We start from the raw sequence: 16213 nt of genomic DNA on the forward strand, positions 1-16213 counted from the left end.
CCTATTTAAGACCCTGCCTTCTTTTATATACCTTCTATTTTTCAGGCTTCAGACATGCTGGGGCAAGTACATGCGCTTCTCATCGCTTTGGCTACTGTTTAAAATAATTTTGATCTTCCTTTAACATCCTTATCTCTTCGGGGATGAATAATTTTGAAAGAGGCGTGTCAGGGTTAAGTAAAATCGCTATTTCCTCATTTAATACAGGCAACATATCCTTAAATGATACGCATACAGTTTTTTCATCTTTTAGCATCTGTTCAATCGGGTATTTTGACGAAAAAACAGGTAAATAACGGTACGCTGCGCTTTTCATCGTCTGAACGTAGTGCTCTGCAATTAATATATCTGATGCTCCACGTTCTGAGCTAACAACTAGCCATAAATTGCTATTCATTAATGTTTTATAAAACTGAGCAATTTTCTTATTATCTTTCATTGCCTCAATTAACGACTTCTCTAATAAGTTAAACGTATATTTCATTGACGAGACAACCCTGTAAGGAACTGTACCATTTCACTTTCTGCGCCATCATATGCTTCATTCATTCTCTCTTCACTTCCTCTGTGGTGTCACTAAACATAATGTTTGAAGAATTCATCTCCTGACTTAAAATACCTAATCCCATTTGAATAACGCCATAAGTAAAAAATTCCGTGCGGCTGCATGTAGAACCATTCACTACTTTTTCTTCCCAAGACATAGAAAGCGAATTCCACATAACATTAAGAGTACCTAGAGGTTTTTCAATCGTTCTATGCATATTGTCATACGTATTCCATTCTTTTAGGTTCTTTATATCATTCCACGTATCTTTTGAATGGGTGCCCCCATCGCTCCATACGCTCGACCAAAACTCCGTCCAGCCTGAAGAGCCTTCTAGCTCTCCATCTGCTTTTCTCATTTGTTCCGCAGTGTCTTTTACTAATAAATGTGCATTTTCTGTTAGCGAATCAAGTTTACGAATCATATGCTGTAACTCTTCCTGCAAGTCCAGCACTTTATCAATATCTGCAACAGACAAGAAATGTAGATTTGTAGCTTCCCAGCTTAGTTTTTGAAGTGCATCAGCTGTCTGTGAATGAGACTGCTGAATTCGCTCTGCAAATGTCTGCAACACCTCTGGATTTACTTTTATCTCCATATATGTCCGTCCCCCTATCCCTTGTAAGCCTTCAATTATTATCCAAACATTTTTTAAGCCTATACGGAAAGACTCACTTTCTAAAGGAGTGAGCCGATAATGTTATTTATTACGCCGATGCTAACTCTCTTAATCTTGAAATTTCTAAGCGTAACGTTTGAAACAATTCATCCCTTACATCGTAAAGATGAAAAGTAGATTGTGTAATATCATTATAAATATCCTCATATGAGCTCTTGGAACGCCCTGACCAATCTGACGCATATTGTTGGTGCGAATTTTGAAACAGATATATACCCTCTTCAAGAAATTCCATGATACGTTGAACTTCATGTAAATATGATTCTAATTGATCTGCATCTCGACTATATTCTTTACTTTTTCTTCTTCGCTCTATGTCGTCAAAGAGATCATCAATTGCATCCATAAAATGTCCCCACGTCCTTCTTCCTCTTTTATTAGAAGTCTCTTAAAGTAATGTTAAAATAAGGTTACAAAAAACAAAATCCATCATTCAAACTATTTTCATACCTAGGAAAAAATATCTACATTTATCTTTTTTTACTTATTTATACAGAAAAAATAGAGAAAATAAACAACGCCAGTCTGCTGTAATAAAGCAGTAGACGTTGCTTTTTATGTTGTGACACTGCTGTTGTAAAAAGGAAGAATACCTAGTTTACATCCGACCTTTTTGTTTCTTTTTCTTGTTAATTGGCTTTTTTGAAGGTTTTTTAGCTGTACGGGACTGCTCTTTTGTTCCTTCATCGACGATTTCACCCATATATAGCTCTTTTTTCGCTAATGAAAGTTGAAGTTCACGTGCGATTTGTTTTAAATTTCGTTCTTCTCGTTCAGTCACAAGAGAAATGACTGTACCTTCTGCTCCTGATCTGCCTGTTCTACCTGAGCGATGCACGTATTGATCTGCATCTTGAGGAACATCGATGTGAATTACATGCGTCAGTCCCTTGATGTCTAATCCTCTAGCTGCGACATCCGTTGCTAATAAGATAGGGAAATCTCCTTTGCGAAACCCCTTAATCGTCGTAGCACGATCTTCTTTTTTCGTTTCACTGTGTAAAGAGCCGGCTTCTACATGCTTAAATGTTAATTTTTCTTCAAACTCGATGAGAGTATCAATGCCTTTAAAAAAGGCTAAAGCTTTCATTGGTCCTTGACGAACTAGTTTTCTAAGCACGTCCACTTTGTCCCTAGCTTCACTTTTAATGTATACATGCTCTACCTTAGAAGCTGGAAGTTCATCTCTTCCTACCTCTATTTCAAGAGGATGGTTCATCATATCTTTCGCTAGCGATTTGGTACGTTCTGACACAGTAGCTGAGAAGACTAAGATTTGACGATCACTTAAAGCCATCTTTACAATCTGTTGCACCGTTTGAACGTGTTCAGGCACAAATAATTGATCCGCTTCATCAATCACAATTGTTTTGACTTCGTGCATTTTCAGTTTCTTCATTTTAATTAATTCGTTCACACGTCCCGGTGTACCAACTATGATATTAGGACGTTTTTTTAGTTTTTCTAGTTGACGTTTCGTATTCGCTCCGCCAATAAATGCTGCGCTTGAAATACCGCTTCCCTGTGACCAAGTTTGAATTTCGCCATGAATCTGCATGACCAATTCATGGGAAGAGGCTAAAATAACCGCTTGAATATGAGATGGTCCCGGCTGAATGCGATGTAAGACAGGCAATAAGTATGCCAGTGTCTTCCCTGTTCCCGTTGGAGATTCTCCTATTACATCTTTATTAGCTATAATCTCTGGAATAGCTTTTGTTTGAATGGCAGTAGGTTCATTGAACCCTGCTTTTTTCCACGCCTCTTGTAAAAAAGGCTGTAAAGTCTCTATAAACTGACTCATATCTATCTCCTTTTCCATGCTTTTCTCGATATTATAAACGTTTTTTTCATTTCCATTAAACGAATTTATCAGTGACCATGTGCGTTAAACCTATACTGACCGCACTTCCCGTTTATTTACAACTAAACCTTTCTTGTCCCAAGGACTCTGTCAATCCGTCAGTAGAAAAATCGGTTCTTCCCTTAACTTTCCTACGTCAATATATATAGCTTCAACTATGATACACTATTGCTTCTATAGAAAACAATATGATCCTCTTTATTATGGACGAAAACTTGTATAAGAAGGGGGTTTTATGTCCTCTATGGAGCCACAAGCAAAAGGCTCAGCCACTTACTTCCTTTGTTTCAAGAAAACAGCCGCCTCTCTGAACTAGGAGAGGCGGCCGTTTCGTTCTATAATCGGCATATCAATAGTAACCGTTGTCCCTTTTCCTTTGCCGCTTTTAAAACGTATAGTACCTTGATGACGCTCCATAATTTTGTAACATACGGCCAGCCCTAAGCCAGTGCCAGCTTCTTTCGTAGAATAAAACGGCGTACCTACTTGATCAATTCTCTCTTGACTCATTCCGACCCCATTGTCTTCAAAGTGAATCAATGCTCGTGTATCGTTTTCTTCAACTGTTATTGTAATATGACCTTTATCAATAATAGCTTCTACACCGTTTTTAATAACATTAATGAAAACTTGTTTCAACTGATTTGCATCAGCCGAAACATAAATAGGCCTTTTGGATGTTTCTTTTAATGAAATAGAAACATTATTTAAATTGGCCTGCGCTTCCATTAGCGTAATAACTTGCTTCAAAATCTCACATAAATTGGTCTTTTCAAAAGATACATGCTGTTTTTTTCCAAGAATGAGCATTTCACTGGAGATCAAGTTGATGCGGTCGATTTCAGACATCATAATATCTAAATATGTGTCATTTGTTTCCTTAGAGGCTTGCATAACCTGTACAAAGCCTTTTAAAGAAGTAAGCGGGTTCCTAATTTCATGTGCTACGGCACCTGCCATTTGTCCAATAACCGACATTTTTTCCGACGTTATCATAAGCTCTTCATCTTGACGGTATGTAGTGATATCTCGTGCAATCATAAATACACCTGCCACCTGCTTATGAACGACGATGGGAAGCAAAGAACACCTAAGCAGCCGTCTTTCTCGCTTTCTATTAATAACATTCATTTCAAACTTAGCACCTTTTCCATTCAGCACTTCTTTGAAATGCTCTTTGCACATGTCAAACTCTTCAGCTGCGATAAGAGCTGAAGGTTTCATTTTTTGCAATTCTTTACTTGAGTATCCAACGATGGCTTCACCTTCTGGGTTAGCAAGAAGGACTTCACCTTTTTTACTTATTTCAAAGACTCCATCAGGATTATGTTTGAATAAAGATTGGTAGTGCTGATTGCTTGTTTGAAGTTCATGTTCTTTCACTATGAGCTCTTGCTGGGACTCCACAAGCTTATAAGCTCTTCTATATACCAATCCATACAAAATAACCCCCGTAGCTAAAATAAAAAACCAACCTTTGTATTGCTGAAAAAAAATATATACTTCAAAACGACCTTGCGCTAATGTTCTAGATATATTATCAGATATCAAGATCCATACAGCGCCAATAATGATATATATAATTGAAATTCTCAAAGCTGCTTTGCGCGCGTGTTTCACCAAATTTTAATCACCTATTTATCAGTATTGATCCCCAATCTTATTGCCATTACGTGAAGTGTTCACTTTTTATAGCCATTTCATGCCGTTGTAAAAAATTGATGAATGGCCTGCCCTAAGTTGCTAATAGATTTTACATTTGCTTGAAAATGATACTGATGAAGCCATTGACTATGATCCGGTGTTACGCCTGTTAGATAAATTTGTACGCCCATTAGTTGAAATTCCCATATTAAATGTTCTAACGCTGCAACACCTTGTTCGTCAATTTGACCGATTCCGTTAAAATCAATGATAACTCGATCAACCGTTTCTTCATCTATCTGTTTGAGCAATCGATGTTCATTTTTCATGATAACTTCCTCAAATAAATCTCCAAACAGCGGTATAAGTACTATGTTATTGGATAAATGAATAAACGGTCCCGAAAGCTCTATAACTCGGTTCATTGCCTTTTCTAATCGTTCTTTTTGCAGCAGCAGTTCTAAGTCCGTTTCAGATAAACGCGCTGTATGCTGTTCGATTTTTTCTGAAAGAATTCTAATTTGAGAATCTTGCTCTACACATATTACATGCGCCTTATCTTGCTCCCATTTGCAATTCACTGTATAAAGAGACATCTTAGCTTCGCGCGAATGCATGACTAATTCTGTTTTTATCTTTTCCTTCTGCCCTAAACGCTTTTTAGCTTTCTTTTGACTATCTTCGTCAACAATTTCTAAAAAATGTTGAACCTCTCCAAATAAAGCAGCTGCTTCATCAGATTGCGCTAGAATATTCATTTCCTCATCCATAATAAAAACAGGAAGCGGAGCATATTTAATAGTCGACAACCTTAATCCCCCTAATTGATTGATAATGAAAAAGCTCTTTCAACTCCTCTAGCTGTGCAATAAATCGAACTTGATTTGTTTGCATAAGAGGAAACTTATAGTTTGAAACAACTCGGCCTCCAACTAAAATAAGCGGCTGATGTTTTGTCTTTTGTAATCCTTCTATATATTCGTTTGCTTTTTCTATATGATGAGTCAAACTGAACGAAATTCCTACTAAATCAGGTTTCCATTGTTCAACAGCATGCGTTGCATGTAAAAGTGGAGAATCTGCTCCTAAAAGTTGCGTCTGCCATCCGTGCTCTTCAAATAGAATAGAAATCATTTTCACACCTAAAAAGTGCTGTTCATTTTCTATACACAAAAACAGACCCTTTTTTTCATTTTTAACAACTTCTTGTCTTATATACAATTGATAGCGTGACAAAACATAGTCACAGGTAGTAGTAGCTAAATGTTCACCAGCCACTGAAATTTCATCTTCTTCCCACATCATACCGATTTGAGCCATTGATACTGAAATGAATTGCTGAAAAATATAAAATGTATCGAAATCCTGCTGTCTTTTTTTCCACACAATATTCCAAGCTTCATCTTGATTCCCTGATAACAATAGTTCAGTTAAGCGTTCTATGCTTTCAATCAAGAAACCACCTCTTTTTCAGTCAAACAACTTGTTTTTTTTACTATGTTATTATCAACCATACCACTTAAAGCACTGGCACTCTACAGTAAAATATTCTCACACCGATAAAATAGCGGAGTACTTCTCTGATGGGTCAATTCTTTATTTTTCGAAGTCAACGAGGTAATGATGCAGCAAATGACGGTTTTGTTCATTGTATAAGTACGCGTAAACAGGGCGTCCAATCGTACCATACGTCATTCTTTCTCCAAGAAGACCTATATCTGTTAGAAATTTTAAATATTTTCGAATAGACACTCTTGAAATTCCCGTTTTTTCAGCTACATCATCGGTCGAAAAAGGATAATTTTTAAGATAATCAATAGCTTCTATAATGACTTCTAATGTTCCTGTCGTTAACCCCTTAGGCAACGGCTCTACCGGAACTTCTTTTATTTTTTTATTAGACAGCAGCCCGTCTAATTCCTGTTGATTGAGCTGAGGTTGCTGTTTTAACGTACGAAATGTTTGTTTGTAAGCCGAAAGTGCTTGATAAAAGCGTTCAAATGTAAAAGGCTTAATCAAATAATCAATCGCTCCGTAGCGCAAAGCTTGCTGAATTGTTTGGGCATCCGAAGCAGCGGTGATAAAAATAACGTCTATTTCCTCTTGTTTTGTTCGAATCTCTTGTAAAACTCTCAAACCATTTTGCCCAGGCATAAAGATATCAAGCAGCACTAAATCAACTTGATATTCATTTACCTTCCCCAAGGCTTCATGACCCGAATGAGCAACAGCGACCACTGTAAACCCCTCTATTTCTTCGATGTACTTTTGATTAAACTGAGCAACCATTGGGTCATCTTCAACAATTAATACTTTAATCAACTTGATCTCTCCTTGTTTCATACGGAATATCAATATAGAATGTGGTACCACTATTTATAAATGAGTCAATAACGATTTGGCCACCTAGTTCATCAATCGTTTGTTTCACTAAATGCAGCCCAAATCCTCTGCTCGTTCCTTTTGTAGAAAAGCCTTTCTTGAAAATTTGATTCATTGTATCGGAAGGAATGCCGCAGCCTGTATCCGCAACTTGAATCGTAAGTTTATTGTTTTTATACACAAGCATAACGGACACTTTTTTAGAGGCTTGATGACAAACTGAATCAATTGCATTATCAATTAAATTTCCAATAATGGTAATGAGATGATGAGTAACGTGTGGATCTGAAGGTTCTGGAATAACTTCGTCAGCGGAAAACGTCAATTCTACGCTTTCTTCTCTAGCATAACTCATTTTGCCCATCAGAAACCCTGCTAACGCGTGATTTTTAATAGACTTAGTCACTGAACTAGATTCATCGACACGGTGATTGACAAGCTGATGGATATACGTTTTTAGCTCATCATAATAATTCATCTGCACCATTCCCAAAATCACATGGAGTTTATTCATAAATTCATGTGATTGTGCTCGAAGCGCTTCCACATACATTTTAACACCTGTTAGTTGTTCTGCTAAGATATTAACTTCTGTTTTATCCCTAAACGTAGAAAGTGCCCCTACAATCTCTCCATTTACCACTAATGGAACCCTATTAACAACAATAGCTACTCCATTTATGACTTGCTCTTCATCATAATGAGATTCCCCCGTAGACAAAATGTCGTCCAATCTGGAGGAAGGCATATATTCTCGAATAGACAAACCGACTGGCTCTGGTGCTAATCCTGCTTTGACAAATAATCGACGTGCAGAGCGATTAGCAAGTGTAATATTACCTTCTTTATCAACAGCTATTACTCCTTCACGAACCGACTGCAGCATTGTGCTTCTCTCTTCTAGAATTTTAGCAATTTCGGAAGGTTCTAATCCAAATAAAATTTTCTTTATGTAATTCGCTAATAAAATCGCACCAAGGACTCCTACAAGCAAACCAATTAATGAACCTAAAACAATACGACGATGTCCGTCTCTAATTGCTTCATTTACATTATTCAAGGAAATCCCAACAGCTACTGCACCAATCTGCTGATTTTTCTCATTATAAATAGGTGCAAAAGCGCGCAAAGATTTATCAAGTGTTCCTTTTGATACAGATACATAAGATTCCCCGTGCAATGATTTTTGCTCATCTCCTCCAGCAAACCTTTTTCCTATCTTTTTAGGATCTGGGTGAGATTGACGAATTCCGTTCATATCCATAACAACGATAAATAAGACGCTTGATTTTTCACGAATTCGTTTAGTAAAGTCTTGAATTGACTGAGGTGTTTTCGTTTCCAGTCCCTCTTTCACGTTCGTTGATTCTGAAATAATTGTAGCTATAGTCCGCGCTTTTTCAGCCTGTTGATTTCGAATATTTTTCCCAATTGAATTGCTGACTAATAAATCTGTTAATAATAAGGATAGAATCACCACCACGCATACAAGCAGCACCGTAATGGTTCGCAACCCCATTTTTCCATGTTTCACATTCTTCCCTCACTTCCCCGCTTTTCTTGTTTATAGCACAAGAAAAAGATCTTATCTAGAGCCAGATAAGATCTTCACTTATTTAATTTCAGTTTTACTGAGTTGATTAACATTTATACAGGAAGGTTAACAATCTACTTTATAGTTTAGGGCCTTTTCGATATTTGAACCATCCCATTTTATAAAAGGCAAATACCATCACGCCTACAAGTCCAATCATAATGCCCAGTACAATAAAATAATTATACTTCCCTGTCAGCTCCGGCATGTATGAAAAGTTCATGTCATAGAGGCCAGCGATGAACGTCAATGGTAAGAAAATAGCTGACATAAGTGTTAGTGTAAACATGATTGAATTCATACGATCCGAGTTAATGGACATAAAGCTTTCTCGAATATCATTTGACAGATCCCTGCTTGCCTGCATAATTTCAATCATGTTTAATAGATGGTCATAAATATCATTAAAGTAGCGCACCTGCTCTTTTGCTTTTAACGCATTGGTTGACATAATACGATACATTAAATCTCTCATGGGGTTCAAAATGCGGCGCATTCGTGACAAATCACTTCGGATATCGTAGAGCTGCCTCATTAATTCATCCATTGGCTCGTCTTTCGCATTATCTTCAATGTCATCTATGTGATCTTCAAACTTATAAAGCACAGGGAAATATTCATCAACGGTATGATCTAAAAGTTCATACATAATATCCCATGTTCCGTCCTCAGTAGCCTCAGGGTCTTTTTTGATAAGCTCCCACACCCTAGCTACGCTCGTTAATTTATTCAGGTGATACGTGACTAAAAAGTTATCACCTACAAAAGCAGATACTTCTAAGTGCTCAAGCTCTTCTTTATGAAGCGCATAATAGACTAAAAAGTAATGCTCATCATACAGCTCAAATTTAGCCCTTTGCCCTTGATTTAAACAGTCTTCAACTGCTAAAGGATGAAAATTGAATTGTTCAAGCTGTTTTTTTTCTTCATCGGTAGGGTTGTAAAAATCAACCCAATACCACTGAAAGTCATGGCTTGAACGAATCTCATTCATTTCTATTTCTTTAATAGCTCCTTCTTTAGTTTTAGCTACAATTTTAATCATAAGATAACCTCTGTCGTTTTTGATACTATTCTTTGTACATACCCTTTTTACCATTTTGTTAAACTTTTTTCTTTTAATGTACGCCTTTTCTTGTCTATACATACGATGGTGGTGATGACAAGATAACAAAACGGTGAGGAGGTATCTCCATATGTATGAATTTTACTCCCAGCACGAAGCATACTGGGAAGATGATACAAGACTAGACGAACAGCTTTTAAGAGATATAAATAAAGCTGTAAACGATGAGTTTTCTGCTGTTCACTACTATACACGCCTAGCAGAGCTTGCTCTTAATAATCAATTCCGACAAGCTATATTAGGTATTCGGCAGGATGAAATTAAACACTTTGACTGGTTTTCTAAAGCCTATTATGATTTATCAGGCAGCTATCCACAAATTTCATTAAATATAAAACCGCCTAATACATTTCGAGAAGGCGTCTCTGAATCCATCAAAGATGAAGTAGAAACCGTTCCATTTTATCAATCAATCGCTGGAAGAATAACAAATGCTCGGATTCAAAGCCGTATTCTTCGAGCTGCGAACGATGAACAGCGCCATGGTCAAATTTTTCAGACCATTCAGTCTCATACCTCTTACTAAAATAATACGCTTGCGGCTGCAAGCGTATTATTTGGTATAGTTTTATCATTACTCCTTACTTTATAGCACTAAATTCTTCTTTGATTTTTTGAAGCAGCGTTTGATTTGTCAGTACGTCATACCCTGTTAATGCCATCGTTTTTGCTCCGAGTATCATTGCTTCTCTTCCTTGCTCACTTAAAGCTGCCTCTCTAAATTCATGCGTATGGCAAACAAAATAATCATCACAGATTTGAATATACGGGTGAATAGCTGGAACAACCTGGCTTACATTCCCCATATCTAAAGATCCATGATCGCCTTGATCTTCTTTAATGCTCTGTTCATCCACTCCTAATGAGATTAGGTTTTTTGTATAGACATCGGATAATGTTTGATTCGTCTGCATATCATCATAAGAAAATTCATAGTTTGAGATTTTTAATTTTGTTCCTGTTGCTAGAGCAGCGCCATTTGCACATGCCTTCACCTTATCTGTGACTTCATCTACATATGCACGAGTTGAAGCGCGGACATAAAATTGAGCTACTGCATAATCAGGCACAACGTTGGCCGCCTTGCCTCCCTCTGTAATCACTCCATGAATGCGGACATCTGGCTTCACATGCTGGCGAAGCGCATTAATGCTGTTGAACGTTTGTAGTACGCCGTCTAACGCATTAATTCCTTCATGAGGGGCAGCTGCTGCGTGCGCAGATTTTCCGAAAAACTCAAACTGAATGGCATCCATCGCAAGAGAACGCCCGCTTTTTTGGTGACAGTAATAAGGATGTACCATCATAGCTACGTCTAAATGATTAAAAATTCCTTGTTCAGCCATCGTTACTTTGCCGCCTCGTGTTTCCTCTGCAGGTGTGCCATATACATATATTTTACCGCCTGTTTCTGCGACTGCTTTACTAAGACCAATACCAGCCGCGATTGACATGGTTCCAATTAAGTTATGTCCGCATGCATGTCCAAGATCAGGCAGAGCATCGTATTCAGCCATAAATCCAATCGATGGACCTGGCTTTTGACTGTCATAAACAGCGGTAAAAGCCGTCGGCAAGTCACATGTACCGATTTCAACTGTGAACCCTTGTTCTTTTAAAACATCTGTTAATGCTTTGCACGCTTTAAATTCTTCGTGGCCAAGTTCAGGGTTTTGTCCAATATATTTGCTTACATCGTAAAATGTACCCTGTAATTTATTAATTGTTTCATTTATTAATTGTTTCATTAGTCGTACTCCTCTTTTAAATATTTAAACAAATTATAGTATATTCATTCATTTTTTAAAAGCTAGTTTTTAAGACTTGTTTTCCTACCTTCTTATTTTTGGTCAAAATATACAAAAACATTTAGAAAACCTTCAAACTCATTTAACGATAAGCTATGCCCATTCCACAATTATATATAGAGAAATACCTGCACTTTTTTCTCAGGAACACATAGGCTATAGGAGTTATTTTCTATTAGAAGGTGTGAAAAACAATGATGAGAATAGAGCCTTTATTTGATCGTCCTTTAGCTTTAAACCTTCTTTATGCGTGCGTCTTAGCTTATAAGCAATACGCCCAGGGAGGCACATTTGATGTACCTGAAGGCTATCGGCTTGTTAAATCGTTTAAAGCTTCTGCCGTAGGGGTGCAAGAGTGGTTTGGTTTTATTTTAGAATCCGATGAATCCATTGTGATTGCCTTTCGAGGAACTCAATCTGAGGCAGACTGGATTGCTGATGCTCGCATTAGGCAGCGCCCTTACCCATACAATCAACAAGCCGGTCTCGTCCATGAAGGTTTTTTAGCGGTTTACGAATCATGCCGTGATGTCATTTTTGAAACGTATCAACCCCTTCCCCCCAAGCCTCTTTATATAACAGGGCATAGCTTAGGTGGCGCACTTGCTATTCTTCATGCCTTAGACGTCGCCACAAACGCATCTTTTCCAGGGGTTACAATGTACAACTATGGAGCTCCTCGAGTAGGTGATCCCCAATTCGTTCAAACATACACAAATCTTGTTTCAAATAGCCGATGTTTTGTTAACACGACGGATACGGTTCCTAAAATCCCTCCGAAGCGGCTTTATTCCCCTTCCACCAAGCAAATAATTTATTACGATCAAGACCCTCTCCAACTCTCGTTTACGATTCAAACAGGTTCTACCGTAGGGAACCATAATCCCCAAACATACAGTGTTGGTATTTGGATGATGGCAGACTATCCTATTTTGGTCCAAAAATAAAAAAACAGACAAAATGCCTGTTTTTTTATGCACCAATTGCTGTTTTGATTTCTTCTATTTGTTCTTGATGGCGCTTTTCGTGATAGCCAATAAAATCAATCCATTGCTTTAAATCCATTAAACCAAACAGAGGATGTGGAAACGACTTTTGTTTTAGCTTATCTTCACTTGCTGTTTCTGCTAACTCTACTAAAGCCGCTCTTGAGTCTGCCAGCTTACTTTTCATTTCTTCTAACGTTTGCTTTTCATTAGACGGTGTGACTTGAGCTGGTGCATCTACTTTTCGCGAACGGTCTACCGCTAAATGAAACGGTTTTTCTTCAGTCGGCTGATCTACACCGTTTTCTAACTGATCTTTTATACGTGAAACAATCATGCTCTCTATCAAATATAAATGTTCTAATACTTGCATAACACTCCATGTATTGGATGCTGGCTGCTGATTTAATTGTTCATATGATAATGATTCTACACTGCTCAATACATCATTTCGAAACTGTTCATTCTTGTTCATTTTTAATCCCCCCTCTAACTTATCGTATCAAAAAAATCTTCTATATAAAAAGGATATCTCTTTACTTAACCATGTTTTAGCAGCAATTGTTTCACGTGAAATAATTTATATTTTCTATTTGACATAAATTAACCGGGGTGTTATATTTATATTTCTGGCTTTTCTTTAAGAGCTAGACCTAGTGAAAGTAACTTGAAAGGATGTATCGTACAATGCAAGGTAAAAATACTGGCATTCGACACATGTCTTTGAACAAAACTTATTCACACTGGATCGGCTTCGGAGCCGTAAGGATGCAAGAGAGGTAGGGCTTGCGTCGTTTAGGTTAATCGATCATGTGGAAAAACAAACCGCGGCAATGGATGAAATCCATGCAAGCACAATCAATGCTAATTGTGCCCTAACAACAACGAAACATACAAAACCCAAAATCATGGATTTTATAAAGAAAGTAATCATTTTGTTTTTACACTTGCAAAAAGCAAGTTACTGATAAGAAACACGAACAAAAGCGAGCAGATGCATCTGCTCGCTTTTTTAATGATATTTTTTTATTTACTTTACTATTTCCTTTTTAAGAGTACCTTAAAAAAGCCGAAACCAATCTGGTTTCAGCTTTTTTCTTATTGCTCTGCTAGTACATCAGCAAATGCTTTTGCATAAGGAGGAAGGTCTGGCGGACGGCGGCTTGAGATAATGTGGCCGTCGATTACGACTGCTTCATCGTGCCAAATGGCTCCCGCGTTTTCCATATCATCTTTGATTCCTGGCGTACTCGTTACGTTTCGGCCATCTAAGATTTTTGCAGAGATTAATACCCATCCTGCATGGCAAATTTGACCGATCGGCTTTTGCTGTTCATCCATATGGCGAACCATTTCAACCACTTCAGGGTAGCGGCGCAATTTATCTGGCGCCCAGCCTCCAGGTACTAAAATAGCGTCATATTCAGCTGCATCTACATCTTTAAAAGCGTAGTCCGATACGGCTGGAACACCGTATTTCCCCATGTACGTTTCGTTTGCTTTTTCTCCAACTAAATGTACTTCTGCTCCTTCTTCTCGAAGACGCATCACTGGATACCATAGTTCTAAATCTTCAAAGTCTGCACTAACAAGCGCGATGACTCTTTTATTTTCTAAGCGCATTGTAACACCTCCGCCATCAGTATAGCATGTTGGAGAATGAGATTGAAAATAAGAGACTGACTTGTATATAATTAAAGGATTTTTCAAGTAGCCATCAGGAAACTTTTGTATGCCAAATGGTCTAATTTCATATTTTCACTTGACTAAGGACAAACATCACACTACAATGTGTAGTGTGATGTTCATAATGTTGTAAAATTATCCAAATTAGAAAGGCTTTTTTGATTTGATTGCTATATTTCTTTTTTCGGGCTTTTACACTACATAATGTAGTGTTTTTCAAATACACTTAAAGGAGGAAGTAAAGTGAATAAAAACATCGAAATTGGTTCACTTATTATTCGTTTAGTATTAGGTTTTACATTTTTAGTACACGGTTTTCAAAAATGGCAAGGCGGGATTGAAAATACAGTAGGATTCTTCGGTAGCTTAGGAATCCCTGGTTTTATGGCATACATTGTTGCAACGATTGAACTTGTAGGCGGGGTTCTTATTATTCTTGGTCTAGCAACGAGAGTTGTAGCTGCTTTATTTATAGCCGTTATGCTTGGGGCTATTTTTACAGCGAAGCTTAAAAGCGGATTTGTAGGTGGATTTGAGTTTGATATTGCCTTAATTGCAATGTCTGCTCACTTGTTCCTTGCAGGAAGTCAATTCCTTGCTCTTGATCAAGTCGTATTCAAAAAGAAAGAAACTGCTTTTTCTCTTCAAGAAGAAAGCAGTAAATAAAAGAGAAAGCTTACACTCTCCCAATATAGGCTTTCAGCTTAACCCCCGCCATTTGAGGCGGGGTTCTTTATATTTGCAGCAACAAATTTGCAAATAGAGAAGAACGCTCGGACAACGCATCAATTTGGATATGTTCATGTTCTGCATGTATTCCTTTTCCGCATGCTCCTAATCCATCTAATGTAGGAACACCAATGGCCGCTGTAAAATTGCCGTCGCTTCCGCCGCCAACAGCTGCCTCTTCTAATTTCATACCGAGTTTGGCCGCAATTGACTGAGCGCATTCAAATAGCTCTTCCGTTTGTTTAGACTTCACCATCGGAGGACGGTTCATGCCTCCCGTTACTTCTAGCTTGATCCCTTTTAAAATCGGGGTTAAATTCAAAATAATATCCGTCATACGTTCTGCTTCTTCTTCTGTAGAAACACGTAAATCCACGTGTGCTTCTGCATACTCCGGCACTACATTTGTACCGCTGCCTCCGGTAAATGTCCCAACGTTCACCGTTGTACCTTTTTCATAATCCGTTAAACCTTGCAGGAAAATCACTTGGCGTGCCAGCTCTTCAATAGCATTAATTCCTTCTTTGTGGTGATTCCCCGCGTGTGCTGCTCGTCCCCATACTTTTACGGTAAAAATGCCAGCTCCTTTGCGCGATGTTTTTAGCGCACCTGACCCCGCCACCGCAGGTTCTGCTACTAGCACTGCTTCACTTTTTTGTGCTTCTTCTTCAATGTATTTTTTAGATGAAATCGACCCAATTTCTTCATCTGAATTGCAGAAAAACACAATTCTTTTATCCAGCGCTAAGCCAAGCTCTTGAATCGCTTTAATCGCCCATATAGATTGCACAATGCCGCCTTTCATATCTAAAATTCCCGGACCGTACAGCTTGTTTCCCTCTGTCCTTAAGCTTAGCCTTCCCTTTTCCCATACCGTGTCAAAGTGACCGATGATTAAAAGCTGCTTTTCTCCTTCTCCAATCGTAAATTTCAAGTGATTTCCTACTTCTTTTTCTTCTATGATTTCGTACCCTACGCCTAGACGCTTTTGAAACAGCTGAGTTAAATATATCCCACACTGATCCACTAATTCTTTACTGTAGGACGGTGATTCTTTTTTCACAAATCCAACTAAATCTTCAAGCATCTCTTGTTCATGTTCTTTTAAATAACTAAATACGCTTTGTTCTACCATTACCTGACTCAAATCAATTCCTCCTCCAAACAA

18 protein-coding genes are annotated in these 16213 nt (G+C 37.9%); 4 read left to right on the top strand and 14 right to left on the bottom strand.

Annotated elements, in window-relative coordinates:
* Positions 1-91 precede the first annotated feature (91 nt).
* The 10 genes from ACLHDF_RS20340 to corA form a co-directional block, all read right to left on the bottom strand.
* Positions 92-484, bottom strand: a complete 393-nt coding sequence (locus ACLHDF_RS20340; RefSeq protein ID WP_413920457.1) for an SseB family protein — start codon at positions 482-484, stop codon at positions 92-94.
* 61 nt (positions 485-545) lie between these two features.
* Positions 546-1145, bottom strand: coding sequence for a WXG100 family type VII secretion target (locus ACLHDF_RS20345; protein ID WP_413920458.1), 600 nt, complete (start codon positions 1143-1145; stop codon positions 546-548).
* Positions 1146-1254: 109 nt separating this feature from the next.
* Positions 1255-1572 carry a hypothetical protein gene (locus ACLHDF_RS20350; RefSeq protein ID WP_013055102.1) on the bottom strand — a complete coding sequence of 106 codons (318 nt, stop codon included), beginning with the start codon at positions 1570-1572 and terminating at the stop codon, positions 1255-1257.
* Positions 1573-1824: 252 nt separating this feature from the next.
* The gene (locus ACLHDF_RS20355) at positions 1825-3030 is read right to left on the bottom strand and encodes a DEAD/DEAH box helicase (protein WP_413920459.1); all 1206 of its coding nucleotides are present in this window, start codon (positions 3028-3030) and stop codon (positions 1825-1827) included.
* A gap of 372 nt (positions 3031-3402) precedes the next feature.
* The gene (locus ACLHDF_RS20360) at positions 3403-4710 is read right to left on the bottom strand and encodes an ATP-binding protein (RefSeq protein ID WP_413920460.1); all 1308 of its coding nucleotides are present in this window, start codon (positions 4708-4710) and stop codon (positions 3403-3405) included.
* Positions 4711-4790: 80 nt separating this feature from the next.
* Positions 4791-5543, bottom strand: coding sequence for an STAS domain-containing protein (locus ACLHDF_RS20365; RefSeq protein WP_413920461.1), 753 nt, complete (start codon positions 5541-5543; stop codon positions 4791-4793).
* Positions 5530-6189 carry a B12-binding domain-containing protein gene (locus ACLHDF_RS20370; RefSeq protein ID WP_413920462.1) on the bottom strand — a complete coding sequence of 220 codons (660 nt, stop codon included), beginning with the start codon at positions 6187-6189 and terminating at the stop codon, positions 5530-5532. Before ACLHDF_RS20370 ends, ACLHDF_RS20365 begins: the two co-directional genes overlap by 14 nt.
* 141 nt (positions 6190-6330) lie before the next feature.
* Positions 6331-7056 carry a response regulator gene (locus tag ACLHDF_RS20375; RefSeq protein ID WP_413920463.1) on the bottom strand — a complete coding sequence of 242 codons (726 nt, stop codon included), beginning with the start codon at positions 7054-7056 and terminating at the stop codon, positions 6331-6333.
* The gene (gene dcuS, locus ACLHDF_RS20380; protein ID WP_413920491.1) at positions 7049-8635 is read right to left on the bottom strand and encodes a DcuS/MalK family sensor histidine kinase; all 1587 of its coding nucleotides are present in this window, start codon (positions 8633-8635) and stop codon (positions 7049-7051) included. Before dcuS ends, ACLHDF_RS20375 begins: the two co-directional genes overlap by 8 nt.
* A 154-nt stretch (positions 8636-8789) precedes the next feature.
* Entirely contained in the window at positions 8790-9755 is a 966-nt protein-coding gene (gene corA / locus ACLHDF_RS20385) for a magnesium/cobalt transporter CorA (protein WP_413920464.1), read from the bottom strand.
* A 151-nt stretch (positions 9756-9906) separates the two neighbouring features.
* On the opposite strand from corA, the gene ACLHDF_RS20390 reads away from it, so the two are divergent.
* The gene (locus ACLHDF_RS20390) at positions 9907-10362 is read left to right on the top strand and encodes a ferritin-like domain-containing protein (protein ID WP_413920465.1); all 456 of its coding nucleotides are present in this window, start codon (positions 9907-9909) and stop codon (positions 10360-10362) included.
* A 55-nt stretch (positions 10363-10417) separates the two neighbouring features.
* On the opposite strand, the gene ACLHDF_RS20395 is transcribed toward ACLHDF_RS20390, so the two are convergent.
* On the bottom strand, positions 10418-11584 hold the full coding sequence (locus tag ACLHDF_RS20395) for a M20 family metallopeptidase (RefSeq protein WP_413920466.1): 1167 nt from the start codon (positions 11582-11584) through the stop codon (positions 10418-10420).
* A gap of 254 nt (positions 11585-11838) precedes the next feature.
* Here ACLHDF_RS20395 and ACLHDF_RS20400 point away from each other — a divergent pair, with 254 nt between their 5' ends.
* Positions 11839-12591: a lipase family protein gene (locus ACLHDF_RS20400; RefSeq protein ID WP_413920467.1), complete on the top strand. Its 753-nt coding sequence runs from the start codon at positions 11839-11841 to the stop codon at positions 12589-12591.
* Positions 12592-12616: 25 nt separating this feature from the next.
* Here the strand turns inward: ACLHDF_RS20400 and ACLHDF_RS20405 are convergent, their stop codons facing one another.
* On the bottom strand, positions 12617-13105 hold the full coding sequence (locus tag ACLHDF_RS20405) for a DinB family protein (RefSeq protein ID WP_413920468.1): 489 nt from the start codon (positions 13103-13105) through the stop codon (positions 12617-12619).
* 337 nt (positions 13106-13442) lie between these two features.
* On the opposite strand from ACLHDF_RS20405, the gene ACLHDF_RS20410 reads away from it, so the two are divergent.
* Positions 13443-13598: a hypothetical protein gene (locus tag ACLHDF_RS20410; protein ID WP_413920469.1), complete on the top strand. Its 156-nt coding sequence runs from the start codon at positions 13443-13445 to the stop codon at positions 13596-13598.
* Positions 13599-13728: 130 nt separating this feature from the next.
* Here ACLHDF_RS20410 and ACLHDF_RS20415 read toward each other — a convergent pair whose 3' ends face one another.
* Entirely contained in the window at positions 13729-14253 is a 525-nt protein-coding gene (locus tag ACLHDF_RS20415) for a type 1 glutamine amidotransferase domain-containing protein (protein WP_413920470.1), read from the bottom strand.
* A gap of 306 nt (positions 14254-14559) precedes the next feature.
* On the opposite strand from ACLHDF_RS20415, the gene ACLHDF_RS20420 reads away from it, so the two are divergent.
* The gene (locus ACLHDF_RS20420) at positions 14560-14982 is read left to right on the top strand and encodes a DoxX family protein (RefSeq protein WP_413920471.1); all 423 of its coding nucleotides are present in this window, start codon (positions 14560-14562) and stop codon (positions 14980-14982) included.
* A gap of 67 nt (positions 14983-15049) precedes the next feature.
* Here ACLHDF_RS20420 and ACLHDF_RS20425 read toward each other — a convergent pair whose 3' ends face one another.
* Positions 15050-16213: a M20 family metallopeptidase gene (locus tag ACLHDF_RS20425; protein WP_413920472.1), complete on the bottom strand. Its 1164-nt coding sequence runs from the start codon at positions 16211-16213 to the stop codon at positions 15050-15052.

The organism is Priestia megaterium (assembly GCF_046599315.1).
GTDB classification, from domain to species: Bacteria; Bacillota; Bacilli; order Bacillales; family Bacillaceae_H; genus Priestia; species Priestia megaterium_F.